At 63.1% G+C, this 23,713-nt stretch carries 22 protein-coding genes; 9 read left to right on the plus strand and 13 right to left on the minus strand.

Annotated elements, in window-relative coordinates; translation table 11 throughout:
- Window positions 1-36: 36 nt before the first annotated feature.
- From NR101_RS01850 to NR101_RS01865, 4 genes are all read right to left on the minus strand, one after another.
- Window positions 37-3,102 (minus strand): efflux RND transporter permease subunit, encoded by a 3,066-nt coding sequence (locus NR101_RS01850; RefSeq protein WP_256774459.1) that lies wholly within the window; start codon window positions 3,100-3,102, stop codon window positions 37-39.
- Window positions 3,099-4,211, minus strand: a complete 1,113-nt coding sequence (locus NR101_RS01855; RefSeq protein ID WP_256774460.1) for an efflux RND transporter periplasmic adaptor subunit — start codon at window positions 4,209-4,211, stop codon at window positions 3,099-3,101. Before NR101_RS01855 ends, NR101_RS01850 begins: the two co-directional genes overlap by 4 nt.
- 62 nt (window positions 4,212-4,273) lie before the next feature.
- Window positions 4,274-4,903 carry a TetR/AcrR family transcriptional regulator gene (locus NR101_RS01860; protein ID WP_256774461.1) on the minus strand — a complete coding sequence of 210 codons (630 nt, stop codon included), beginning with the start codon at window positions 4,901-4,903 and terminating at the stop codon, window positions 4,274-4,276.
- A 156-nt stretch (window positions 4,904-5,059) separates the two neighbouring features.
- Window positions 5,060-5,641: a TetR family transcriptional regulator gene (locus NR101_RS01865; RefSeq protein ID WP_256774462.1), complete on the minus strand. Its 582-nt coding sequence runs from the start codon at window positions 5,639-5,641 to the stop codon at window positions 5,060-5,062.
- A gap of 178 nt (window positions 5,642-5,819) precedes the next feature.
- Between NR101_RS01865 and NR101_RS01870 the strand changes: the two genes are divergently transcribed.
- The 4 genes from NR101_RS01870 to NR101_RS01885 all read left to right on the plus strand — a co-directional run bounded on the left by NR101_RS01870 (window position 5,820) and on the right by NR101_RS01885 (window position 10,170).
- The gene (locus NR101_RS01870) at window positions 5,820-6,917 is read left to right on the plus strand and encodes an alkene reductase (RefSeq protein ID WP_256774463.1); all 1,098 of its coding nucleotides are present in this window, start codon (window positions 5,820-5,822) and stop codon (window positions 6,915-6,917) included.
- 64 nt (window positions 6,918-6,981) lie between these two features.
- Window positions 6,982-7,764: an SDR family oxidoreductase gene (locus NR101_RS01875; RefSeq protein WP_256774464.1), complete on the plus strand. Its 783-nt coding sequence runs from the start codon at window positions 6,982-6,984 to the stop codon at window positions 7,762-7,764.
- On the plus strand, window positions 7,761-8,762 hold the full coding sequence (locus NR101_RS01880; protein WP_256774465.1) for an NADP-dependent oxidoreductase: 1,002 nt from the start codon (window positions 7,761-7,763) through the stop codon (window positions 8,760-8,762). The genes NR101_RS01875 and NR101_RS01880 overlap by 4 nt, the downstream gene beginning before the upstream one ends.
- 760 nt (window positions 8,763-9,522) lie before the next feature.
- Entirely contained in the window at window positions 9,523-10,170 is a 648-nt protein-coding gene (locus NR101_RS01885) for a hypothetical protein (protein ID WP_256774466.1), read from the plus strand.
- Window positions 10,171-10,224: 54 nt separating this feature from the next.
- On the opposite strand, the gene NR101_RS01890 is transcribed toward NR101_RS01885, so the two are convergent.
- From NR101_RS01890 to NR101_RS01910, 5 genes are all read right to left on the minus strand, one after another.
- A complete protein-coding gene (locus NR101_RS01890) occupies window positions 10,225-10,554 on the minus strand; it encodes a helix-turn-helix transcriptional regulator (RefSeq protein ID WP_256774467.1) in 330 nt (109 codons plus the stop codon).
- Window positions 10,555-10,695: 141 nt separating this feature from the next.
- Window positions 10,696-10,935 (minus strand): hypothetical protein, encoded by a 240-nt coding sequence (locus tag NR101_RS01895; RefSeq protein WP_256774468.1) that lies wholly within the window; start codon window positions 10,933-10,935, stop codon window positions 10,696-10,698.
- Window positions 10,936-11,022: 87 nt separating this feature from the next.
- Window positions 11,023-11,322 (minus strand): SymE family type I addiction module toxin, encoded by a 300-nt coding sequence (locus tag NR101_RS01900; protein WP_256774469.1) that lies wholly within the window; start codon window positions 11,320-11,322, stop codon window positions 11,023-11,025.
- Window positions 11,323-11,629: 307 nt separating this feature from the next.
- On the minus strand, window positions 11,630-13,495 hold the full coding sequence (locus NR101_RS01905) for a caspase family protein (protein ID WP_256774470.1): 1,866 nt from the start codon (window positions 13,493-13,495) through the stop codon (window positions 11,630-11,632).
- Window positions 13,488-14,117, minus strand: a complete 630-nt coding sequence (locus NR101_RS01910; protein WP_256777694.1) for a hypothetical protein — start codon at window positions 14,115-14,117, stop codon at window positions 13,488-13,490. Before NR101_RS01910 ends, NR101_RS01905 begins: the two co-directional genes overlap by 8 nt.
- A gap of 436 nt (window positions 14,118-14,553) precedes the next feature.
- On the opposite strand from NR101_RS01910, the gene NR101_RS01915 reads away from it, so the two are divergent.
- The 4 genes from NR101_RS01915 to NR101_RS01930 all read left to right on the plus strand — a co-directional run bounded on the left by NR101_RS01915 (window position 14,554) and on the right by NR101_RS01930 (window position 18,477).
- A complete protein-coding gene (locus NR101_RS01915; RefSeq protein ID WP_256774472.1) occupies window positions 14,554-16,692 on the plus strand; it encodes a TonB-dependent receptor in 2,139 nt (712 codons plus the stop codon).
- Between the two features lie 8 nt (window positions 16,693-16,700).
- Entirely contained in the window at window positions 16,701-17,831 is a 1,131-nt protein-coding gene (locus NR101_RS01920; protein WP_256774473.1) for a PepSY-associated TM helix domain-containing protein, read from the plus strand.
- Window positions 17,828-17,953 carry a hypothetical protein gene (locus tag NR101_RS01925; RefSeq protein ID WP_256774474.1) on the plus strand — a complete coding sequence of 42 codons (126 nt, stop codon included), beginning with the start codon at window positions 17,828-17,830 and terminating at the stop codon, window positions 17,951-17,953. Before NR101_RS01920 ends, NR101_RS01925 begins: the two co-directional genes overlap by 4 nt.
- A 161-nt stretch (window positions 17,954-18,114) precedes the next feature.
- A complete protein-coding gene (locus NR101_RS01930; RefSeq protein ID WP_256774475.1) occupies window positions 18,115-18,477 on the plus strand; it encodes a hypothetical protein in 363 nt (120 codons plus the stop codon).
- Window positions 18,478-18,526: 49 nt separating this feature from the next.
- Here the strand turns inward: NR101_RS01930 and NR101_RS01935 are convergent, their stop codons facing one another.
- Entirely contained in the window at window positions 18,527-19,222 is a 696-nt protein-coding gene (locus NR101_RS01935; protein ID WP_256774476.1) for a thermonuclease family protein, read from the minus strand.
- Window positions 19,223-19,423: 201 nt separating this feature from the next.
- The gene (locus tag NR101_RS01940) at window positions 19,424-20,668 is read right to left on the minus strand and encodes an MFS transporter (protein ID WP_256774477.1); all 1,245 of its coding nucleotides are present in this window, start codon (window positions 20,666-20,668) and stop codon (window positions 19,424-19,426) included.
- A gap of 103 nt (window positions 20,669-20,771) precedes the next feature.
- Between NR101_RS01940 and NR101_RS01945 the strand changes: the two genes are divergently transcribed.
- Complete coding sequence (locus NR101_RS01945) at window positions 20,772-21,737, plus strand: AraC family transcriptional regulator (RefSeq protein WP_256774478.1); 966 nt, start codon at window positions 20,772-20,774, stop codon at window positions 21,735-21,737.
- A gap of 370 nt (window positions 21,738-22,107) precedes the next feature.
- Here NR101_RS01945 and NR101_RS01950 read toward each other — a convergent pair whose 3' ends face one another.
- Together NR101_RS01950 and thiD are read right to left on the minus strand one after the other, a co-directional pair.
- The gene (locus tag NR101_RS01950) at window positions 22,108-22,659 is read right to left on the minus strand and encodes a CPBP family intramembrane glutamic endopeptidase (RefSeq protein WP_256774584.1); all 552 of its coding nucleotides are present in this window, start codon (window positions 22,657-22,659) and stop codon (window positions 22,108-22,110) included.
- A 192-nt stretch (window positions 22,660-22,851) separates the two neighbouring features.
- Window positions 22,852-23,649 (minus strand): bifunctional hydroxymethylpyrimidine kinase/phosphomethylpyrimidine kinase, encoded by a 798-nt coding sequence (gene thiD / locus NR101_RS01955; protein ID WP_256774479.1) that lies wholly within the window; start codon window positions 23,647-23,649, stop codon window positions 22,852-22,854.
- Between the last annotated feature and the right edge of the window lie 64 nt (window positions 23,650-23,713).

Below are 23,713 nucleotides of genomic sequence, written 5' to 3' on the forward strand. Positions count from 1 at the left end.
ACATCACTTCCCATATAAAAGAGGTCCGCGCCAATGTCAGGCAACGGGGGTCTTTTCCGCTCGGACCTTGAACCAGATGGCGTACATCGCCGGCAGGAACACCAGCGTCATCACGGTGCCGGCGATGGTGCCGCCGATCAGCGTGTAGGCAAGCGTTCCCCAGAACACCGAATGGGTCAGCGGAATGAACGCAAGCACCGCTGCCAGGGAGGTCAGGATCACCGGGCGCGCACGATGAACGGTCGCTTCGATGATGGCGTGGAAGGTCTCCATGCCTGCTTCTTCGTTCTCGTGGATCTGACCGATGAGGATGAGCGTGTTGCGCATCAGGATGCCCGACAACGCAATCAACCCCACCAGCGCGTTGATGCCGAACGGCTGCTGGAACAGCAGCAAGGTTGGCACCACGCCAATCAGCCCCAACGGACTGGTCATGAAGACCATGATCATCGCGGAGATGGACCGCACCTGCAGAATGATGATCAGCAGGGTCACCGCCAGCATGATCGGGAACAGCGGCAGCATGGCGCTCATTGCCTTGCCCGATTCCTCGATGGAGCCGGCCTGGGCAATGGCGTAGCCCTCGGGCAGCGAGGCAATCAGGGGCTGAAGCTGCTTGCTGATCGCGGCGGATACGTCCGGTGGCTGCAATGCGTCGTCAATATCACCGCGCACGGTGATGGTGGGCACCCGATCACGACGGCGCAGGACCGGCTCTTCCATTCGCACCTCGACCGAGCCGATCTGGGACAGCGGCACGCGCTGGCCGGCAGCACCGACCAACGTGAAGTCCGCAATCCGCGCAGGATCCAGGCGCGTGTCCCCGCCTGACCGAGCGACAACCTCGACAGTGCGGATGTCCTCGCGCACGGCAGTGACCGGCACCCCGCTCAGGAAGAACTGCAACTGCTGCGAGACAGAGGCCGACGTCATTCCCATCGCTTGCAGGCGGTCCTGATCCAGCGTGAAGTGCAGCGTCGGCGTGCGCACGCCCCAATCAGTATTGACCGTGCGCATCATCGGGCTGGCGTGCAGGGTCTGCTCAACCTTTGCCGCAATGCCACGAATGACATCCGGGTCCGGCCCGCTGACCCGATAGGCCACCGGGTAAGGCGAGTAAGGCCCAAACACCAGCTGGGTCACGCGCACCCGCGCCTCGGGCGCCAAGCCCTCTGCCACCGCCTGACGCAGTCGTGCTTTCAGGGCATCGCGCTGTTCCTGGCTGTCGGTACGCACCACGATCTTGGCGAACGCCGGATCGGGCAGTTCCGGGGAAATGGCGAGGTAGAACCGGGGTGCGCCCTGACCGATGTAAGCCGTGACGATCTTCGCTTCTTCCTGCCCAGCGAGCCACTGCTCCACCTTCCTGGTGGCCAGGTTGGTCTGTTCGATGGCCGTGCCGTAGGGCATCTGCACTTCGACCAGCACTTCCGGGCGATCGGAAATGGGGAAGAACTGCTTTTTCACCAGCCCCATGCCCACCACAGCAAGCACGAACAGGCCGATCACCGAACCCGCCGCAAGCCACTTGCGCGCGATCACCCGCGCCAGGATCGACCGGAATCGGTTGTAGCGCGGCGTGTCGTAAAGACTGCTGTGACCGCCTTCCACAGTCTTGAGTTCAGGGAGAAGCTTCACACCCAGGTAGGGCGTAAAGAACACCGCGACCACCCACGACACGATCAGCGCGATGCCCACGATCCAGAACATGTTGCTGGTGTATTCGCCGGCAGTGGACCGGGCAAAGCCATTGGGCATGAAGCCCACCGCAGTCACCAGGGTGCCGGCCAGCATGGGCGCTGCCGTATGGCTCCATGCGTAGGCCGATGCCTTGACCCGGCTATAGCCCTCTTCCATCTTCACCACCATCATTTCGATGGCGATGATGGCGTCGTCCACCAGCAGGCCGAGCGCCAGGATCAGCGAGCCGAGCGTGATGCGGTCAAAGTTCTTGCCGGTTGCGGCCATCACCATGAATACAGCAGCCAGCGTCAGCGGCACGGCGGCCGCCACCACCACACCCACGCGCCAGCCCATGCTGACAAAGCACACCAGCATCACCACCAGCAGCGCGGCGAAGAACTTCATCATGAACTCGTCGACCGACGCGCTGATGTTCACCGCCTGATCGGTCACCTTGTCCAGTGCCATCCCGACCGGCAGCCCCTGATTGATCTTCTGGACCTCCGCGTCGAGTGAGGCGCCAAGGTCCAGGCCGTTCCAGCCGTCCCGCATGACAATGCCCAGCAGCATGGCAGGCTCGCCACCGTTGCGGATCATGAAGGTCGAGGGATCTTCATAGCCACGCTTCACGGTGGCGATGTCCTGCAGTTTCAGGGTCTTGCCCTGCGCGACGATGGGCGTATCGCGGATCTTTTCCAGCTGATCCAGCGCGCCGTCCAGCCGAATGAAAATCTGCGGGCCCTTGGCCTCGACCGAGCCTGCCGGGGTCAACGCGTTCTGTCCGTTCAGCGCCCCGAACACGTCCTGCGGTGTTATGCCCAGGTTCGACAGCCGTTCGTGTGACAGCTCCACATAGATGCGCTCGGACTGCTCACCGATGATGTTGACCTTCTTTACCCCAGGCACGTGCAGCAGGCGCTGGCGCAGGGTTTCGGCATCGCGCGCCAACGTGCGGAAGGGCTCGCCCTTCGCTTTCAACGCAAACAGCGCAAACGTGACATCCGCGTACTCGTCGTTGACCATCGGGCCGATCACGCCTGCGGGCAGGCTTGCGGCCTCGTCCGCCATCTTCTTGCGCGCCTGGTAGAACTCTTCCTGCACCTGCGACGGCGGCGTGCCGTCCTGCAACGTCAGTGTGGTGAAGGACAAGCCAGGCCGGGTGTAGGTTTCGCTGCGGTCATACCAGCGCAGCTCCTGCAGGCGCTTTTCCAGCTTCTCGGCGACCTGGTCCTGCATTTCCGTGGGCGTAGCGCCAGGCCACGCCGTCACGATGGTCATGACTTTGACGGTGAACGCGGGGTCCTCTGCCCTGCCAAGCTGGAAGAACGACACGATGCCGGCAACCGAGATCAGGAAGATCAGGAAGACGGTGATGGCGCGCTCGCGCACGGCAAGCGCCGAGAGATTGAACCCACTCACCGCTGGGCTCCGGTTGCCACGGCGCGCTTGGCCGTGTCGGCCAGACGAACCACCTGCCCTTCGCGGAGCAGATGTGCGCCAAGGGCCGCCACGCGATCCGATGCCTTAAAAGCCCCCTCAACCAACGCCTTGTCATCGCCCAGTTGCTTGACGGCTACCGGCGTCCACTTGGCCTTGAGCGGCTCACCCCCGATCACCCAGACACCGGGTCCGGTGCCAGGATCGAACAGGGCGCCCAACGGAACGTCCACGCCTGCCGACGCACCGGTAGCTGCTGCACCGCCAAGTTCAACCGTCACCGTTGAACCCAGCGGCAGCGCCGTGCTGCCCTCTTCCAGGGTGTAGCGGGCTTCAAAGGTCCGGGTTGCGGGGTCGGCCGATTCAGAGAGCACGCGCAACCGCGCGGGGATCGTGCCGCTTCCGCCGAACGACGACGCCAGGGCCACCGAACCGATCTGAGGACGAAGCGTCTCGGGCAACTGGACGACCGCCTCTCGGCTGCCCGCACGGGCAAGCCGGGCAACCACCTGCCCCGCCGCCACAACCTGGCCGGGCTCAGCAGAGATGGTCATGACCACCCCGTCGGCATCGGCAACGAGCGCGGTGTAGTGGCTGGCATTGCGCGCAACCCGGGCCTGGGATTCGGCGGCTCTGAGTGTTGCTGCCGCCGCGTCTGCCGCCGCTTTGATCTGGTCGTAGGACGACCGTGACACCACGCCCTTGGCGGCCAGATCGCGATACCGCGCTTCATCCGCCGTGGCCTGCACGCTTTGCGCACGGGCCGCGATGACCGCCTGCTGCTGGGACGCCGCGGCCAGGTTCAGGTCGTTGGGATCGATTCGGTAGAGCACATCGCCGCGTTTGACCGTCTGACCGGTTTCGACCAGGCGCTCAGTGACCTTGCCGCCGACCCGGAAGGCCAGATCGCTCTGCACCTTTGCGGCGATGGTGCCCGTAAACGTGCGTGCGTTTCCCGCGCCCGGTTGCACATGGGCAACCCGGACGATGGGCGGCGCGGTCCGGGGGTCGATGTCATCCGACGTTCCGCAGGCCGCAAGGAACAACGGAACAACACAGGAGATGGCTGTGAGTACAAAACGGCGCCGCATACGGTCTTCCGGAGTGGGGTATCCGGAGGCATTCTGTTCCTAGTGACCTTTTTCGTCAATAGTCACTTTCGTTGCGGGGCAAGACTCCTGAGCACAAGCTCCTGCAAGGCCGTAGGCGCTTCCGCATGCAGAGCCGCCAGGTGTGGAAGCGTCACTGGGTTCAGATAGGGAACCAGGACCTGGTAGACCGCATGGCTGGTCGCATCGAGCGGCGTCGCGCGCTCAAACACGCCGGACGCGCGTCCCTCTTTCAGGATCTCTTCCACCAGCTGCCGGATGCGGCCTTTGTAGGCTTGGGTCGAGGGCCATTGATCCGTCGCGGCCGCCACGGCGATTTCATAGAGGCGGCGATCCTGGAGGAACAGGCGAAGACTGGCCTCCACGATCACGGTAAACAGCACCCGCAGCCTGTCAGACGGCGCTTCAACCCCCTCCAGGGCCGCATGCACCTCGCCTTCGATCTGCGCCAGGCAATTGGTACAGATGACCTCCCCGATGGCCTGCTTGGAGGCAAAAAACTTGTAGATGTAGGCCTTGGAGAAGCCGATGGCCTTGGCCAGGTCAGACACCGTGGTCTTGTCGTAGCCGTAGTGACTGAAGTGCGCCGTGGCCGCCTCGATGATCTGCGTGCGCACGTCGTGCTCAGCGGGGCCGCGCCCGGCGTCGAGCGCTGCGGAGGATGAAGTAGACATCGGTGAAGCGTAGCGCTGCGCGGTGACGCGGGCAAATAGTGACCAATCGGGTATGAGTTCACCCACGGCTGTTGTTGATTCCCGTGCGGCTTCTCAAGTCGCCATCCCCACAGGGGCCGCGCGCTTACGTGCGCAGCTCACGCCTGAAGCACGGCCTCAAGCCGCAGGTGCATCCGGCAGCCGCGCCAGTATGTCGTCCCGACAGGCGTCCAGGATCTCGTCGGCCAGTGCCGCATCGTCCGGGCAGGACCGCGACAACACCACCGCGCCCACCGCCTGCGCAATCAGCGCGATCCGCCGCGCACGGCTGCGCTCGGCGGCGGCAGCATCAATCTGGCCATCGCGACCTGAGCCGTCTTCCAGCTGCGCTTCGATACCGGTTGCAAACGCAGCCTTGACCGACGCCGGCTGACGCGCGGCATCCGTGCACAGCGCCGCCATCGTGCAGCCTTGCCCCGGCGTATCCCGGTGTTCGCGGGACAGGTAGTAGGTCAGGAAGGCACGCAGATCGGTCCCGGCCAATGCCTCGGCGGATGTCGCAAAGCCACAGGCGGCCGCTTCCGCCATCAGGTCGGCCTTCGACCCGAAGTGCTTATAGAAGCCGCCGTGCGTAAAGCCCGCGGCCCCCATCAGGTCTGCCACGCCCACGCCGTCGTATCCCCGCTCCCGGAACAGGGTGGAGGCGGTTTCGACGATGTGCGCCCGGTTGGCCTGCGCCTGTGCCTTGGTGACCTTCATGAACGATGCCCTGCAACGCTGTGCTGCGGAAGTACGGCACTTTACCACACTTAGATTACGTGCATCATCAAACCATTGACATCTAAGATTACGGTCATCATTATTGCGCCACCCCTACCCCGGAGCGGGCTTCCGCCCCTCCGCAACGCCCCCCTCAACGATCACGACCGCAGACCCCATGACGACCCCGACGCTCTTCCATCCCTACCCCCTTGGCCCGACAACGCTGTCCAACCGCATCGTGATGGCCCCGCTGACGCGCAACCGCGCCGGCGCCGGTCTGGTGCCCAGCCCGCTGGCCGCCACCTACTACGCCCAGCGCGCCTCGGCCGGCCTGATCATCACCGAGGCCACCCAGATCTCGGCCCAGGCCCAGGGCTACCAGGACACGCCGGGGCTTTACACACAGGACCAGATCGACGGCTGGCGCGCGGTCACAGATGCCGTGCATGCCCGCGGCGGACGCATCTTCGTGCAGCTGTGGCACGTGGGCCGCATCTCGCACGTGGATCTGCAGCCCGGCAATGCCGCACCCGTCTCCGCCTCGGCCATCCGCGCGCAGACCAAGACCTTCGTGCACAACGGTTTTGTCGATGTGTCCGAACCGCGTGCATTGGCGATCGACGAGCTGCCGGCCATCGTCAACGACTTCCGCCAAGCCGCTGCCAATGCCATCGCCGCCGGTTTCGACGGCGTGGAAATCCACGGTGCCAACGGCTACCTGCTGGAACAGTTCATCAAGGACGGCGCCAACCAGCGCACCGACGCCTACGGCGGCTCCATCGAGAACCGCGCGCGCCTGCTGCTGGAGGTCACCGCCGCCGTGGCCGAAGAGATCGGCGCGGATCGCACCGGCGTGCGCATCTCGCCCGTTTCGCCGGCCAACGCCATCGCCACGGTCAGCGACCCGCAGCCGCAGTACGACTACATCGTCGACCAGCTCAGCGCGCTGGGCATCGTTTACCTGCATGTGGTTGAAGGCGCGACGGGCGGCCCACGTGACGTGGCGCCCTTCGACTTCGATGGGCTGCGCGGTCGTTTCAAGGGCACCTACCTGGCCAACAACGGCTACGACCTGGACCTGGCCAGCGCACACCTCGCCGAAGGCAAGGCAGACCTCATCGCGTTTGGCCGTGCCTTCATCAGCAATCCGGATCTGGTGGAACGCCTGAAGACCGGCGCGCCCTTGAACGCATTGAACCCCGCCACGTTGTACGGCGGCGGCGCGGAGGGCTACACCGACTACCCCGCATTGACCGATACGACGCCGCAGTAATCCGTTCGACAGCGCCGCGCTGCCCCCCCCCCCTTCTCGCCCACCCAATGCCAAGAGACACACCATGAGCCTGCTTCCCACCGTCCTCATCACCGGCGCCTCCAGCGGCATCGGCACCGTTTACGCCGAACGCTTCGCACGCCGCGGCCACGACCTCGTACTGGTCGCGCGCGACAAGACGCGCCTGGACACGCTGGCCGCCCGCCTGCGCCAGGACACCGGAGTCGCCGTAGACGTCCTGCCAGCCGACCTCACCCAGCCCACCGATCTGGCCAACGTGGAAACCCGCCTGCGCGACGATGCGCGTATCGGCATCCTGATCAACAACGCGGGCATCGCCCAGTCCGGTGGCTTCACCGCGCAATCGGCCGACAGCATCGACCAGCTGGTGACACTGAACACCCTCGCCCTGACGCGCCTGGCCGCGGCCGTTGCACCCCGCCTGGCCAACGCCGGCGAAGGCGCCATCGTCAACATCGGCTCGGTGGTGGGCCTGGCGCCCGAGTTCGGCATGTCCGTCTACGGTGCAACCAAAGCCTTTGTGCTGTTCCTGTCGCAGGGACTCAGCCTGGAGCTGTCGCCCAAGGGTGTCTACGTGCAGGCCGTGCTGCCCGCCGCCACGCGCACCGAGATCTGGGAGCGCGCCGGCATCGACATCAACACGTTGCCGGAGGTAATGGATGTCGGCGAGCTGGTGGACGCCGCCCTGGTCGGTTTTGATCGTCGCGAAACCGTGACCATTCCGCCGCTGCATGTGGCCGCACGCTGGGACTCGCTGGAGGCATCGCGCCAGGGCCTGCTCTCGGACGTCCGGCAGGCGCAGGCTGCGGAGCGCTATCGCGCATGAGAGCCTTCCTCATCGACCGGTACGGCAAGAACGAAACGGGGCACATCGATGACGTGCCAACGCCAGCGCTGCGCGACGACGATGTACTGATCCGCGTGCATGCGGCCAGCGTCAACGCGCTGGACACGAAGATCCGGCGGGGCGAGTTCAAGGTGATCCTGCCGTATCGCCTGCCGCTGATTCTGGGCAACGACCTGGCCGGTACGGTGGAGCGTGTCGGTGCCGGGGTGCGCCAGTTCAAACCGGGCGATGAGGTGTATGCACGTCCCGACGATGATCGCATCGGGACGTTCGCCGAGTTCATCGCCGTCAGCGCCGCATGCGTGGCACTCAAACCCCGCAACCTCACCATGGTGGAGGCCGCCTCGCTGCCGCTGGTCGCGCTTACCGCGTGGCAAGCCCTGGTCGAAACCGCCCAGCTGAAACCGGGGCAGAAGGTCTTCATCCAGGCCGGCTCCGGCGGCGTCGGCACCGTGGCGATCCAGCTGGCCAAACACCTTGGCGCGTTCGTGGCCACCACCACCAGCACGCCCAACGTGGCGTGGGTGAAGGACCTGGGCGCGGATGTGGTCATCGATTACAGGCAACAGGATTTCGCCACGGCACTGCGCGACTACGATGTGGTGCTCAACAGCCTGGGCAAGGAGGAACTGGAGCGCTCGCTGCAGATCCTCAAGCCGGGTGGCCATCTCATCTCCATCTCGGGCCCGCCCACGCCCACCTTTACGACCGCGCGCGGGTTGGCCTGGCCGCTCAAGCAGGTCATGCGCCTGCTCAGCCGCGGCATCCGCAGCAAGGCCGAGAGGAAGGGGGTGACGTATTCCTTCGTCTTCATGCGGGCCGATGGGGCGCAACTGAGCGACATCACATCGCTTGTCGAGTCCGGCGCAATCGTCCCGGTCATTGATCGGGTGTTCCCGTTCGAGGACACCCAAGGCGCGCTGGCCCATGTGGAAAGCGGGCGCGCGAAGGGAAAAGTGGTGGTGGAACTGCCGTAGTTCGATTGCCCCCCGCTGCACGTGCCATCCAGCCCGGAGATGCCGGTCAGGGGGACCGGCGATCGCGGCTCTCTTCTCACGCCCCTCCCTGCCCCTCCGGCCCCGGCAAAGCCAGGCGGGGACACGGGCGCTCTGGCTCCGGCCGTCGCGGCGGCCTATGATGAAATCCAGACCCAGGCCCGCGCCGTCACCCCAGGGGCCCTCAATGCGAACGCGTGAGCATGCCAAATACAGGGCGGTTCTATCTGTTTGAAGTGAACGTGCAGCCAGGTCGGCCGGACACGGACGAGGAGCCCAAAGTGCTCAGTGTCCAGGCCGAATGTCTTTCCTGCCATCACGTCACCACTGCCGCTGCCCCGCCAAGCCTTGCGAACATACCGGGCGGAGGCGCGGTGCTGGAGTGCCCAGCGTGCGGCAGCCGTCAGGCGATCTCGGCGGCGCGTTTCGTGGAGTTTTCGCAACGGTCCGCTGCCGGCCCTGCGTCCCCGGATGCACCGCCGCAGTGATCCAGACCGCAGCGGCTGACACGTGTTCGGGACGTTGAATCGAGACGCATCTCTCGCGGTCCCTTGACTGTCGCCTGGCCATTGGCCTGCCACTGCCCGTAGGCCGCCTGCGTTGCGGGCCATCCCCATTTTGGAGCCGCGCGCTATTCTCCTGCGCGATCGGCGCCGGGCGTTTCACAGGATCCAAGCGGTTCAATGGCGATCATGGCAGCCAACGCGTGCCCCTGCGTCGGCCCTACGGAATCCAGCCCATCGTGCTTCAGAACCTGCTTCATTTCGCCCCGCTGATAACCGCCGCCATGACCTGCGTGACGGCGCTGATCTGGGTGGTTTACCTGAGCTTTTTCCTGCGCAGCTACCGACGTCAGCAGCGACCGTCCATTCTGATCACCTCAGGCGCCGGCAAGGATCTGGACGCGCATTGCTTCGTGACCAATCTGGGATTGGAACCGGTGTATCTGCTTGACGTGGTCATCGACCTGATTGAGCCGGATGGCAAGGTCGTTCGCGCGGTCATACCCGAGCGCACTGAACGCTGGAGCCAGGATGTTCCCGGCGACGACGATGATGTCCGCCGTGCGACCAACGTGGGCTCGCTAACCAGCGGCGGCGAACGAGATCTGGGCCGGTTCCGTACGCTTATCGAGCGCGCCAGCAAGGAGAATCCGGAGATCGCGTCTGATGCGGACTTCACCAGTCTGGAGGTGACCGTGGTCACGGTCACCGCGAGCCAGGCAGAGCTGTGCGGGGCGTCGCGCTGCTACCGGATCGACCACGGTACCGATGGCCGCCCTCGGCTGAGGGCAACGACCATCAAGGCCAGGCAGCTGCAGGGGTACTTTGCGCGCCGCAGCCTGACGCGCCTGCTGACCGCCCAGCTCAGATCAACGGCTATGGGTTGATCGGTAATGCAGTTATGGACGCGTGGGAAGCGGTGCCAGATCTGGGCAGGCGCGCTATCTGGTCGCTTTGCGCCGCACTTCCAGAAGCAATGCGTCCTGCGCCTTTCCGGACAGCTTGCCGAACTCATCGATGAGCTCGGCAAGCTGGTCCGTTTCCGCAAACAGATAGGCAACGGAAACGCCCAGGGTGCGCGCAATCTTCTGCGCCGTTTCGATATCGCAATTGTGCACGGCCCGCTCGTACCGGTTGATGCGAACGCCTGCAACGTCTTCTGGCAATCCCACAAGCACCCCCAACGCGCGTTGAGTCAGGCCCTGCTCGACCCGGCACGCGCGAAGGCGGCGGGCGAACACAGAGCGGATGGACGTAGGTGTGCGGGTCATGCAAACAAGCATGACCCAGCGCTACGCTGAACGTAAATTACGTTCAGCGTATGCGGAACACCAAGGCCAGATGCGTCACATAAGCCAGCGCATTGCCTCGTAATTCCCGTGTTCCCCGGCACCTTTGCGACGGTGCCGCGCTCACCCCGTGCCAAACGGACAGCAGTGCCACCCCTGCTGCCGGTGCGCCATCTCCTCCAGATCCCGGTCTGCGCCTGCAGCGTCCAGCACCTCCCCTGCCCCCGAATGACGCGTCACATACTCCCGCATCAACGCTTGCAGCACCTGTGTGGCGGGGCGACGCTCGCGTGCCGCCGCTTGCTGGAAGCGGGCGCGTAAGCCGGCGTCCATCGTTACCTGCATGAAGACACTCTCGTTCATGAGTTCCTCCTACTGCTGGATAGTGAAAAAAGATGCAGTCCGCACGGCAGTGCCGTGCTGTGCCTGCCTGCTGGCGGCACATCCCGATCAGCCGGCGGTGCGCTGCAGCTTCCTGGGGGTCTTCTTCGGCACCACCACCGGGCGCTCCACCACCGTGAGCGTGATGCAGCCGGGGCTGGTTTCAATCTTCAGGCGTGCGCCTACGTCGAAGCCGAGCTTGTCCAGCCAGCGGCCGCGCAGGCGCACGTAGGGAATGACCTCATCGGTGCCGTATTCCTCGCGGGTCGGGTAGTGCTGCGCGCCCACTTTGCAGGTGGGGGCTGGGCGAGCGTAGGGCTTGCGTTTGGGCGGTACGAATTCGGGCGGTGACACCCAGGACCTGTGCATGTTGGACCTCCTGTAGGGAGCGCCCTCGCCGGGATGGCGAGGGTGTCGGGAGGCTAGAAACCGCACACAGACGGCGGGCGTATTCCCACGAGGGTGTTGTATTAGCCACCCTCCCGACGTAGGAGTGCACATGCTTCATCTGTGTGGGGAGTTTCTAGTCTCCTAGGCACACCATGCATGTTGATGAGCGGAATAGGAAATCGCTTGTAACTTCCACTTGGCCGCCTCCGATGGACCACGCCTAAAGTACCTTGATCCGATGCGACGAGCACCGCGGCAAGGCCATCAACTGCTGCGTAATACCGGCTTACGCCTTGTCGAGTAAGAACCAAGGGGTCCTGTCCGGGAATACCAAGCAGGCCATCAGGGCGGCCATGCGAACACCTCGGTCCTCGACAACGGGTTGAATCGGCCAAGCCTTTTCAACATCTGACACCGACCACACGTCATGACCAATCCTGTAAACCAAATTCAGCCCGCCATCCATATGTTCCTCACCGAATTCTTGAAATCCGCCAGGCAAGTAGCCAAAGACGTCAAGATGATCGAGATCGCAAAGAGCGAGATCAAATTCTTCATCGAGGCCAGACAATCGCGCAAGGCGCAGTAGCGCCAGTACCAACTCTGTTGGCCTAGCGATCATTTCTGCGGGAACAGCGCCGTCCCCATCAGCCCGTGCCCTCAGGTAATCAAGCACTTCGTCCGCCCCGAGATCCCCTCTCGAAAGCTGTGCTTTGCAGTCAAGCACTGAAAGAAACAACTGGCTTAGCAGACGCTCAGCCTCGTCTTCAAGACCCGAATCAAACGCTGCAACTACAGCCGAAGTCACATATGGGGCCTGGGAGTCACTCATCGCCACTATGGATAGCGGATAATTATCAAATAATTCTCTAAACAACTCACCAAGTATTCGCGACGACTCTTCGGAGTCCTGCGACATCGTCCTCGCCAGGATCACAGAAAATCCCATCCATCCAAGTATTTTGGAAATACGGATAGGAAGGTAATATAGATCACTCATCCCACCAGTCAGCAGAGCGTACTGATATGAACGCATGGCATCTATTGCAGAAGAGACGGCCGACTCTACCAGTGCGGCAACCGCCAAGGACGACTCGTTCAAGTATCCTCTAACGTGGATATCGTCCGAGTATCGTAACATCGAGACGGCGCAAACCGCCCGAACCTCAACCTCTCTAAACCGGTCTTCCGCGTGGAGGCACTGGGCCGCACAGGCTTCACAAATTCTACGAACCAGATCCACTTGCATCTCGGGGCGAGCATGCAAATCGTGCAAAACTGGCTTCAGCGATTCATAGAAATGTCGCACGTCCCATTTTGTCTCAATAGATACATACGGCCCCCAAAGTTTCTTTATATTAATCTTAACCGAAGAGGCCACTGAAGCGTCTTGCCAACCGTGCAAGATACTTCTCAACGGCGAATCACCAACACCAGCGTGCGGATTCTTACAGAATCCAGCCGGCCCGTACAAATTCAACCCCCAAACTACTGGCGTCTGCCCACCCGCTTTACTCACCCTTTCAGATACAAGCCTACCAATCTCTATTAGATCAAGCGTGGCCGAGGAGTCTTGCAGAAACTCATCCCCGTTGATGCACGACACTAAGGCAGAAGTCCCCACTCCCTGCCCGCCCGTCTCAAGGGCCGCCTGATCAGAGGCAGCAGTTGCCAGTATTGTTATTCCGGGCGTCCCACCTTTACCCATCAACTCAGACTTTAGAATAACATTAAGGTCTGATATCACCCCTCCCGACTGACAGGCATCAATCACCAAATATGTCTGACGCGGAGACGCCTCGCCAATCATTCTGAGCAAATCCGCCAGAGACAAAGCAGTAGCAGAAAGCGCATTGGCACGCGAATCGCGAAGCGCCATGTAAAAGCTCCCCCCACTAATCCCGCCGTGCCCAGCGAAGCTAATCGTCAAGGTGTCAACAGGGCCTTGATCAAAAAGCATCTTCGTAAGTGAGTCTCGCACTTGGGCTAACGTGGGCGAACAAAGGAGTTCTGATCTTGAGAGACAGTACTCACCGATATCAGGCTGGATAAGCAACTGAAATATGGCCCGAGCGTCTGATTCTGCTCCTGCAAGGGAACTCATCCCTTCATAATCATCACAGCCGATAGCGAGCAACGATCGACTAGCCATGATCGAGCCTCCTGAATCTCGCCTTCCTTTCAGCCTCTCTTAATAGAGCTTCCTCGGTCTTTCTCAACTTGATCTTCTCGATTTCCGCCTCCGTTTCCGGAGAAACTTTCCGCCATTCATCCGAGAGCCGCTTCGCCATCTCAGGAGAAACATGAAGCTGAGGAAGACTCACATTGCCAGTACGATCAACCCCAAACTCTACCCTCCTCAACATCTCAATTATTTTCTCACCGATGGATACTCCCTCACCAGCATCCACGACATTACCGATCTTCTCAACGGACGCACCGATAACCTCATACATGTTTACAGCAAACTGACGCTCCATCTCCTCATTGACGGGAGATATAGTTCTGGCAATCAGACCCAAATCAATTTCGGAAATCTCCTTGAATGGAATAGTCCACTCGGTAGAAATTACTCGAGTGGAGTCCACCACTTCATCCTCGCGCGCAGCATGCATCCAAGAACCGCCGTGATTCATTCGGAGGATGTTATCCTTCGATACATATTTATCGCGAGCTTCTGCCTGCATATCTCTTAAAAGGCGACTCACTGACTCATCGAACATCCGAACCGCGGCCTTGTTCTCAAAGCACTTAAACCTTGGATCATCGCCCATGGGATTTGCCAGATGAATATAAATGCCGAACATAGCATGGAATCAGCCGATCAGACCTGAGGTGCAAATCTCACGGCGCCCATGCTCAAAGAAGGGATGATCCTCGATGCATCGCAACATCTTGAATAACTGGATGAGAGTGGGATTGGATCGCGACCGATCCAACCAGCTCCATCCCTTCCAGAGCGCCTGCTGGCAGGCTTCCTTTGGATGCTTCTTCGATCAAAGCCAGTCTTGAGTGCGGTTGATGCGGTCCCTCAGGATGCTCGCACCATAACGGTGCGCCACGGGGCAAGGCGAGATACGCCCCACACAGATTGGACTGGAGGCGGCAACGCGGTTGTGAGAAGCAGGCGGGATCTCATGCGCAGCCACCAATACCCACCCTCGTACATGTTAACCTTTCTCATTCGCACCTATCGCCTCCCCGCCCCCAATGACCCGCCCACCACTTCGCCCCTCCGCCCTGGGCCTGTCCCTGACCCTCGCCTGCCTTTCGGCCCACGCCGCTCCCCCCTCCTCCACCGATGTGCAGCAGCTTGACGCAGTGCAGGTGCTCGGCCGCGCCCAGACCCTCTACCGGGTGGACGACGCCACGGTGGGCACGCGGACGGACACGCCGCTGGCGCTGGTGCCGCAGTCCATCCAGGTGGTACCGCGTGAGCTGATTGAAGACCAGGCGGCCCGCCAGATCACCGATTTGTACCGCAGCATCAGCGGGATCAGCTTCTTCAGCTATGCCGGCGTGACCCTGCGCGGTTTCCGCCAGGAAAACGTGCTGTATGACGGCCTGCGCGGCGACCCCTATGCCGGCTTTTCGGTGCCGCAGCTGTTCAACATCGAGCGCGTGGAAGTCCTGAAGGGACCGGCCGGGGCCCTGTACGGCGGCGGTGATGCCGGGGGCGTCATCAACTACGTGACGCGCAAGCCCAAAGCCACGCCCGAGCGCCGCATCGAACTGCAGGCCGGCAACAACGATTTCCGGGCTGCGTCGATCGAGGCCACCGGGCCGCTGAACACCGCCGGCAGCGTGCGCTACCGCGCCGGGCTGTATGGCGACACCGAACAGGGCGTGCGCTGGAACGCGGACAGCGAAAGCGTGATCGGTGATGCGTCGCTGGCCTTCGACGTGGGCGACACCGGCGAGTTGACCCTGCAGTTCACCGACATCACCCAGAACCTGGGCGGCAACCGCCTGCGTGGCGTGCCGGTGGACGACAACGGCAGTTTTCTCACCGACCGTCGCTGGAACCACAACGAAGCCAGCGACTTTCTCGACATGCGCGCCAAGGTTGCGCTGGCGCAGTACCGCTTCTCGCCCAGCACCAACCTGGACGTGGATGTGGGTGCACGCTGGTTCGAGAACAACGAACATCAGATTTACCACGAGCCGATGGGGCTGATCGACCGCAACCGCGACGGCGTGCCCGAGTGGATGACCCGCCAGCTGCGCAACCAGATCCGCGACAACGATGCATTCACCGCCAACGCCAATGCGGTGTGGCGCGTCAGCACCGGCAGCATCGAGCACAAGGTGCTGTTCGGTGCCGATGTGTACCAGCAGGATGCCGACTTCACCGCGCAGACCGCCAACAGCGCGGATCTGGCGCGGGGTGCTGGCCCGGTGCCGGGCATCGACCTGTTCAACCCGGTGTATGGCGCAAGTTCGTGGCGCGACTACAACCTGGCCGCCCTGCCCTGGCGCAGTACGAGCACGCGCAGCAAGCGCTATGGCGGTTACCTGCAGGACGAGCTGACGCTGACCCCGCGCTGGCATGTGCTGGCCGGACTGCGCTGGGATGGCTTCAAGGACGATGACCGCGTTGCCGGCACCCGCGTGGACGGCAACGACATCAGCTGGCGTCTGGGCAGCACGTATACCGTGCGGGAAGGCGTGAATGTCTACGCCAACATCGCCAGCGGCTTCATGCCCCAGAGCGCGGCCAACCAGAGCGCCGAGGCGGGCGGCCCGTTCGATGCCGAGCGCAGCAAACAATGGGAAGTCGGGTTGAAATCCCTGCTGGCCGAGCGCGTCACTCTTAACCTGGCCGCGTACCGGATCGACCGCAGCAATATCGTGCAGGCCACCGGCGAGATCGTGGACGGCGTCAACCAGCTGGCCGCCCTGGGCCTGGTGCGCAGTACGGGCATGGAGCTGGATCTGCTGGCCGATGTCACCGACCGCTGGGTGCTCAACCTGACCTACGCCTACAACGATGCGCGGGTGAAGGATGCCGGCAGCAACGGCATCACCAATGCCTCCGGCGATCGCTTCGCCAATGCGCCGCAGAACAAGCTCGGTCTGTGGACGCGCTACGACCTGCCGGCGATCAACTCCGCCATCGGCTTTGGCGCCGACTACGTGGATGAGCGCGTCAGCCTGGATGGCCAACGGGTCAAGCCGTACACCGTGTTCGACATGAGCTGGAAGACGCAGTGGCAGCAGTGGCAGTTCCAGGCCAACGTCAAAAACCTGTTCGACAAGGTCTATGCGGCCAGTGGCTTCACCGAGCGCACCGGCCACTTCCCGGGTGAGCCACGCCGCGTGTACGTGCAAGCGGCGTACGCCTTCTGAGCCCGCCCATGCGCCAGCCTACGCCAGCGCCCCCCAACCGCCCTGCACGCAGCGGGAGTGGGCGCCGGCTGTGGTTCGACCTGCACAGCTGGCTCGGCCTGAAGCTCTGCCTGTTCATGGGCTTTGTCTGCCTCACCGGCACGCTGGCGGTGTTCTCGCAGGAGATCGACTGGCTGCTGCACGCCCCCATGCGCGTGGCCGATGGGGGTGAGCAGGCCGGCTGGGGGCCGGTCATCCATGCCGCGCAGGCGGCACATCCGGACTGGGAGCTGGAAGGCATCTCCGCCGGCCACACACGCCTGTTCGCGGCGCGCGCGCAGATGCGCCTGCCCGATGGCAAACGACGCTTTGTGTGGGTCAACCCGTATACCGCGCAGGTGACCGGCGACACGGGCTGGTTCAATACGCAGCGGCTGCTGCGCAACACCCACCGCCACCTGATGCTGCCGGTGGCCTGGGGCGTGCCACTGGTGGCGGCGCTGTCCATCCCGTTGCTGCTGTCGCTGTTGAGCAGCCTGTACATCTACAAGAAGTGGTGGCGCGGTTTCTTCAAACGGCCCGACCCCTCACGACCGCGCCGCCTGTGGGGCGATGTCCACCGCTTGGCCGGGGTGTGGTCACTCTGGTTTCTGCTGCTGATCGGGTTGACCGGGGCGTGGTATCTGATCGAATCCCTTGGCGGCGATGCACCGGCCGCGCCGACCATGCGACTGGCCAAGGGCGATGACCGCGTTGCCGCCGTCGACCCGGCCGCCGTCGACGCCGCTGTGCAGACCGTCCGCCAGCAATGGCCCCGCCTTCACATCCTCGGCGCCATTCCCGCACGCGATGGCGGGAGCATCCTGTTCCTGGGGGAGGCCGACGCCTGGCTGGTGCGGGAGCGGGCCAACAACATCGCCGTGGACCTGCGCACCGGGCACGTGATCGGCATGCATGACGGCCGTGCGCTGGGGGTCCATCAGCGCATCGCCGAAATGGCCGACCCCCTGCACTTCGGCAGCTTCGGCGGTTGGCCCATCCGACTCCTGTGGTTGCTGGCCGGCACGCTGTTGACCGGGCTGTGCTTCACCGGCGTGTATCTCTACGGACTTCGCACAGTGGATTCGCTGCGATCAGCAGCCAAAAGGCGGCAGACATGAGTCATGAAAAACTGCCCGGCCCTTGGCGCGCGGCGTGGCACGGCATGGGACGTTGGCGATGGCTGTGGCTGGCCCTGCTGCTGGTGTGGGCGTCGCTGGTGCCGCTGGAGGCCATGAAGTAGCGGGGCCTCACCCGTCTGGACGAGCTGAATTAACTACGTCCAGCACAACGTGGATCGATTGCGCGTTTGGCCAGCCCATGACGTCGAGTGGCCATGCCGGTGCTGGTCATACATCGTCAAGGCGACAGTGGCATGCTGCATGTTCGTGCGGGAGATCAACGATGCGGATAACGGGAAATATTCTTGCAGCGAGCGCTGTCACGCTGAAGGTCGGCGTGGTGTTCTGGGTGCTGGTGGCCTGGCGGACACCGGGGGGCGAGCCGTGGGATGCGCCTGCGTTCTGGACGGTCGTCTATCCCATCGCATTGGGCATCGCCGCAGTGCTGGGTGCCTGTTTCCCCCGGCAGGCGTGGCTGTGGGGACTGCTGCTCATGGTGCTGCAGGTGCCGGTGGTGGCCGTGACGTCTGGCTTTGGCCCGTTGTTGCTGGCCGGACTGGTATACGCACTGGTGCTGGCGGTGCCTGCGATGGCTATCGCGGCGGCGGCCGGGGCGCTCCGTCGCCACCTGCATGGGATGGCTTGAGAGGCACGCGCCCAACGCCGCGCTAGTCGTGATTACGCAGCAAGGGCGCTCAGCGCCTCGCCGGCTGCCACCCTGCTCGCATTGCATCCGAAGGGCTGCAGAACATGCGCTCGCCGCGGCTCAAGTCGATGCGCGTGCGCGCGTAGTCCCGCTGGCCCGGCACGTGGTAGATCTTCTTGCCCTCGCGGGAGATGTTGCCCTTGATGCGGCATCCGCCCGGCGCCGGCTGCGCGGCCACCGGGGCTGATCGTACCGTCTGGTCACGCTTGCTGCGACGGTAGTCAGCGGGCATCTGAAACGGCCCCTGCCAGAGGTTTTGCCGGTGCTGGCGCGCGTCGGCTTCGTCTGCGATGAATGCCGTCGCGTATTGGCGATAGGCGACCGCCCAACCGGAGCGCACCATCCACCGATTGACCGACTCACCCCGAACAAAGCACTCCGCCACCACCCTGCCGTAGCGGTCCGTGTCCTTGGGCAGGCAACGAACGGTCTGGTCCAGCAGATAGCCGTCCAGCGCGGCGGCGGACCGCCGGCCACAGGGCCAAGCGCGCCCATTTTTGGTGGTGCATTGCTGCGCGCTTTCCGGGGCATCGACTCCCCACAGGCGGATGCGCTGCTTGGCCACGGTGACGGTGTCCCCATCCGTGACCGTCGCGCGGCCGACCAGCTCTGCTGCGACACCAGGAACCGAAGCAAAAACCAACAACAAACCCACCATACCTTTCAACACCATCAACAACGACATCCTCTAAGCGCATGCTCGGTGCGAGCGCGAGTACAAACACGGGCGCACACTTTAACGGAAGTGGAACAGGGACGCCGATTACATCGAGAGTCCTTCAATCCCTGCTTGCGTTCCTGGCGTGGTCGCCGCCGGTCTCCTCTACGACAAAATAGATCCAAGGCGTGTTTAGCGATCACGAGGACAGCCTGGGGCGGATGTCGACTAAATATGAAACGCCGGACCTGCCGACAACGTCGGCGCGTTCACCCTGACTCGCAACGCGATGAGCAGGCTGGCAAGGAGCATTACTGCGGCAGCGACGGTGAGGACTGCAACGATGCCCCCCAGCCCGAACACCAGGCCGCCCAATGCGGCTCCCGCAGCGATGGAGGACTGCACCGCTGCGACCACCATCCCGCCGGCACTCTCGGCCTGATCGGGCACCGCACGCGCGACCCAGCTCGACCAGGCAACGGGCACGCCACCGAAGGCCAGGCCCCAGAGCGCAACCAGGATCGATAGCCCGCCAACGCCCACCGGCAACAGGAGCATGCCCAGAGCGGCTACGCCCACCAAGGCGGGCATGATCACCAACGTGACTTTCAAACTGCGCTCCATAAGCCAACCGGCCAGTAATGTGCCGACAAAATTCGCCACACCGAACCCGAGCAGGATCAGCGCCAGGCCATCAGCGCTCATCTGCCCCAGGCTCTCCAACGTGGGGCGGATGTAGGTGAAGAGCGAGTACTGACCGGTGTGTGCCAGAACGCAGCCCAGCATGCCGATTGCAATGCCTGGCCGGCGCAGGAGCCCCACCACCGAGTCGGGGACTGCCGCCTTGCGCGGGGCCATGCGGGGCAGCGTGAACCACTGGAACGCAAACGTGAGTCCACCTACCGCCGTCGCCGCCCAGAAGGCGCTGCGCCAGCCCAGCAGCCCGCCCAGGTAGCTCCCCAAAGGAACGGAAACCACCGTGCCGACCGCAATCCCGCTGAAGATGATGGACAGCGCGCGAGGCACGCGCTGCGGCGGCACCAACCGCATGGCCACGGCCGCTGCCATGCTCCAGAAACCGCCCAGCGCGACGCCCAGAAGGACGCGCATCACCAGCAGGACGCCCATGCTGGACGACAATGCCACCAAGGCGTTGGAGAGGATCATCAGAGCCGTGAAACTCAACAGCACCAGCCGCCTGTCTATCGAGCGGGTCAGTCGCGGCACAAGCAGGCCAGCGAACAAGGCCACGACCGCAGTAACCGTCACGGCTTGACCGGCCAGCGCCTCCGACACCCCCAGGTCCGCCGCCATCGGCGTCAACAGGCTGGCAGGCAGATATTCGGCCGTGAGCAGCCCGAAAACACCCATGGCCAGCGAAAACACGGCCACCCATGCCGATGAAGACGGCTCCGCGCTATCCGTGGCCACAGAATCACGCGCGCCTGCAGCATCAACTACGTTATTGCTCATCAAAGATCCCAGTGCATTCGTGCAGCCGAGAGTTTAGGGAGCCATGCCAGGATGATCTATGATTGTCCAACCTGTATTTTTGATCGAACCCCCGAGCCGTCTCATGAGCCACGCTACACCCCAGCCCACGGATCTGATCAACGAGCTGCTGACCGGCATGCGGCTGCATGGCGTCCAATACCGGCGCATTCAGACCGGGCCGACCTTTGGTCTTGGATTTCCGCCAAAGCCAGGCCATGCCTATTTCCATTACCTGGCAGTGGGCACCGCGATTCTGCGTGGCGCGGACGGCAGCCAACACCTTCTCTCTGCCGGGGACGTCGTGCTTCTTCCCCGCGGAGAAGGCCACGCGTTGTTGTCTGGCGAGGACCATCCGGTCCAGTGCCTGGAAACGATAGACGCCGCCCCACTAGGCGACACGGTGAGTGGCATAGACACGTGCCCGAGCACCCATGCCGTGCCAAGCGCGGTGCTCTTCCACGGATGCATGGTGTTCGATCTGGGCGGCATGCAAGGGTTGAGCAAGTTGATGCCGGCGGTGATGTTGGCCGATGGCAACGCCGCTCACTTTCCTGGGCTGTTGCCGATCGTCGACGCGATGAAGCGCGAGGTGTGTTCCGGTCGCATCGGATTTGCAGGAATACTCGCCCGGCTGGCGGATGCAGTGGCCGCCATGATCGTGCGTGACTGGGTCGAGCGCGGTTGCGACGGCGCATCCGGCCTGGTCATGGCCATGCGCGACCCGCGCCTATCGCTGTCGTTGCTTGCCCTGCACAGAGACCCTGGGCGTGACTGGACCGTTGAAGCGCTCGCTGCAGAATCCAACATCTCACGTTCTGTCTTTGCAGACCGGTTCCAGACCGTCATTGGAACCGCGCCCCTGCGGTACGTGACTGAGCTGCGAATGCAGTTGGCAAGTCAATGGCTGACCCACCAGAGCCTGTCCATCGAGGTCGTGGCAGAGCGCCTGGGCTACGCCTCGCAGGCAGCGTTCAGTCGTGCCTACAAGCGCGTCATGGGGCACTCTCCTGGCGCGACTCGGCGCGGGCGCGCCTTGGCCTCGGCATAGGGGGAGCCAGTCCTGCCTTCGAACAATCGCCTCGCCCTTCGCGGCTTATCGCCGCTGCAAGGTCGGTACTTTGCCCGCCTTGAGCTTGGGGCAGCCGCAGACCGAGGCCGGCCGCTGCTGCGCCTGATCCTGCTTCAGGCACATAGACTTCAATCGGGCACCATGCCGTCGCCTGAGGAGAGCCACGGGATGCAAAAACCCCCGAGTTCCATCTCAACCGTCGGCATCCCCTCTGACCCCTGCACGCCGTCCCGTGACTTCAGGGAGCCCTGCCCCATTCCGAATCCGGAAGACGGCCATCAATAGCCAAACGCACCTGTCAAAGCGTGCCATCCGAACGCGGTGCCTCGGCCAACAATAGTCAACTTGATCAATACCAACCAAGGTAGAGCGTCGCCACTCCCCACGTATCGATCAAGCCGTGCGCCAACACGAGCGACCAGAGGTTGCGCCCAGATCGGAGGTAGGCAAACCCAAAAAGTGCACCGACCAGACCCGTCACGACGATCCCCGACAGCCCTTGATTTGCATGCATGAGGCCGAAGACCAGTCCGCCCGTCAACGACGCGGGATAGATGCGACCAGGCACCCCACCGAATAGCGCGTGAAGCTGGTGCATGAGGAACGCGCGAAAGACGAGTTCCTCGCCGATTGCCGCACTAAGCCAAGCGCCGGCAACAAGCGTCAGTGCAGCAGGCAAATTGCCAAGCAACGGTCCGTAGCCGCTGTAGTCGGCCTTCGTGTTCGTCAGATGATCCACGAGGGGTTGAATGAGCGGGTCGACAAGGCCCACGACAATCCCGACCACCAGGGCCGTCCACGCCAGCGTCTGGCCGAGTGATCGCCGTTGCAGCCCGCAATACGACGGTGAGCGCATCTCCATCCAAACGAACGTCATGCCCAGCAGACCGACCAGGGGCATGCGCCAAGGGAATGGGAGCCATGGAAAATATGCCAATGCAAGCACACATGCCACCAGCAGCAGCCTGATGGGCATCGCTATCCGGACGTGCGGGCGTGAGGGCACTGTCGAGTCAGAGTTGGTCTGCATAGGGAATTCCTGGTGTCAAAGTTCAGCCATCACTTTGGGAGCGGTCTGAGTCCCTTGCAGCGACTAACGCCACAAGGCGTGGAAGTGGTGGACAGGACCCTGACCATGGCCTACGTCAAGCTTCTCAGCTGCGCTTATCGCACCGCTTAGATAGGCCTTCGCCTCCCCAACTGCATCGGCTACGGGCATTTTGGGAATCAACGCGGCAAGTGCCGCCGATAGCGTGCAGCCGGTTCCATGCGTGTTGCGCGTGGCGATCCTCGGTGCGTTGAAGGTCCACCTCCCTCCATGTCCGGCCAGCAGGTCAGTGCTCTCATCACCCTTCAGGTGTCCGCCCTTCAACAGCACCCACTCGCTCCCAAGATTCACCATTGCATCCAGGGTTTGATGCATCTGCTCAATGCTGGCGGCCTCCGGCACACCAAGCAAATCGCTGGCCTCGGGCAAGTTGGGAGTGACGATCGTGCATAGCGGGAGCAGCTCATCTCTCAGCACCGCAACCGCGTCTTCCTCCAAGAGGCGGTCACCACTTTTGGCCACCATCACTGGATCCAGAACAATAGGGCACGTGGCACGCTCGCGTAGCGTCTTGGCGATGGCTCGGGCAACGCCCGCGTTGGCAACCATGCCAATTTTGATTGCATCCACGCGCACGTCATCGAAGACAGCCTCAAGCTGTGCCTGCACGAAATCGGGGTCAAGCGCTACAAATCGCCGGACACCTTGGGTGTTTTGGGCGACAACCGCAGCAATGACAGTCATGCCATACGCACCCAGCGCTGAGAACGCTTTAAGGTCTGCTTGAATGCCGGCGCCGCCGGTGGGGTCTGTTCCTGCAATGCTCAAAACGTTGGGGATCACGTGTTCCTCCAAAACCCGGTCAACCGCAGAGGCGGAGAGCTTAGCGCTAGGCGTTCGCAGGGTG

It is taken from the genome of Stenotrophomonas sp. Ste86, assembly GCF_024519465.1.
Classification (GTDB): Bacteria; Pseudomonadota; Gammaproteobacteria; order Xanthomonadales; family Xanthomonadaceae; genus Stenotrophomonas.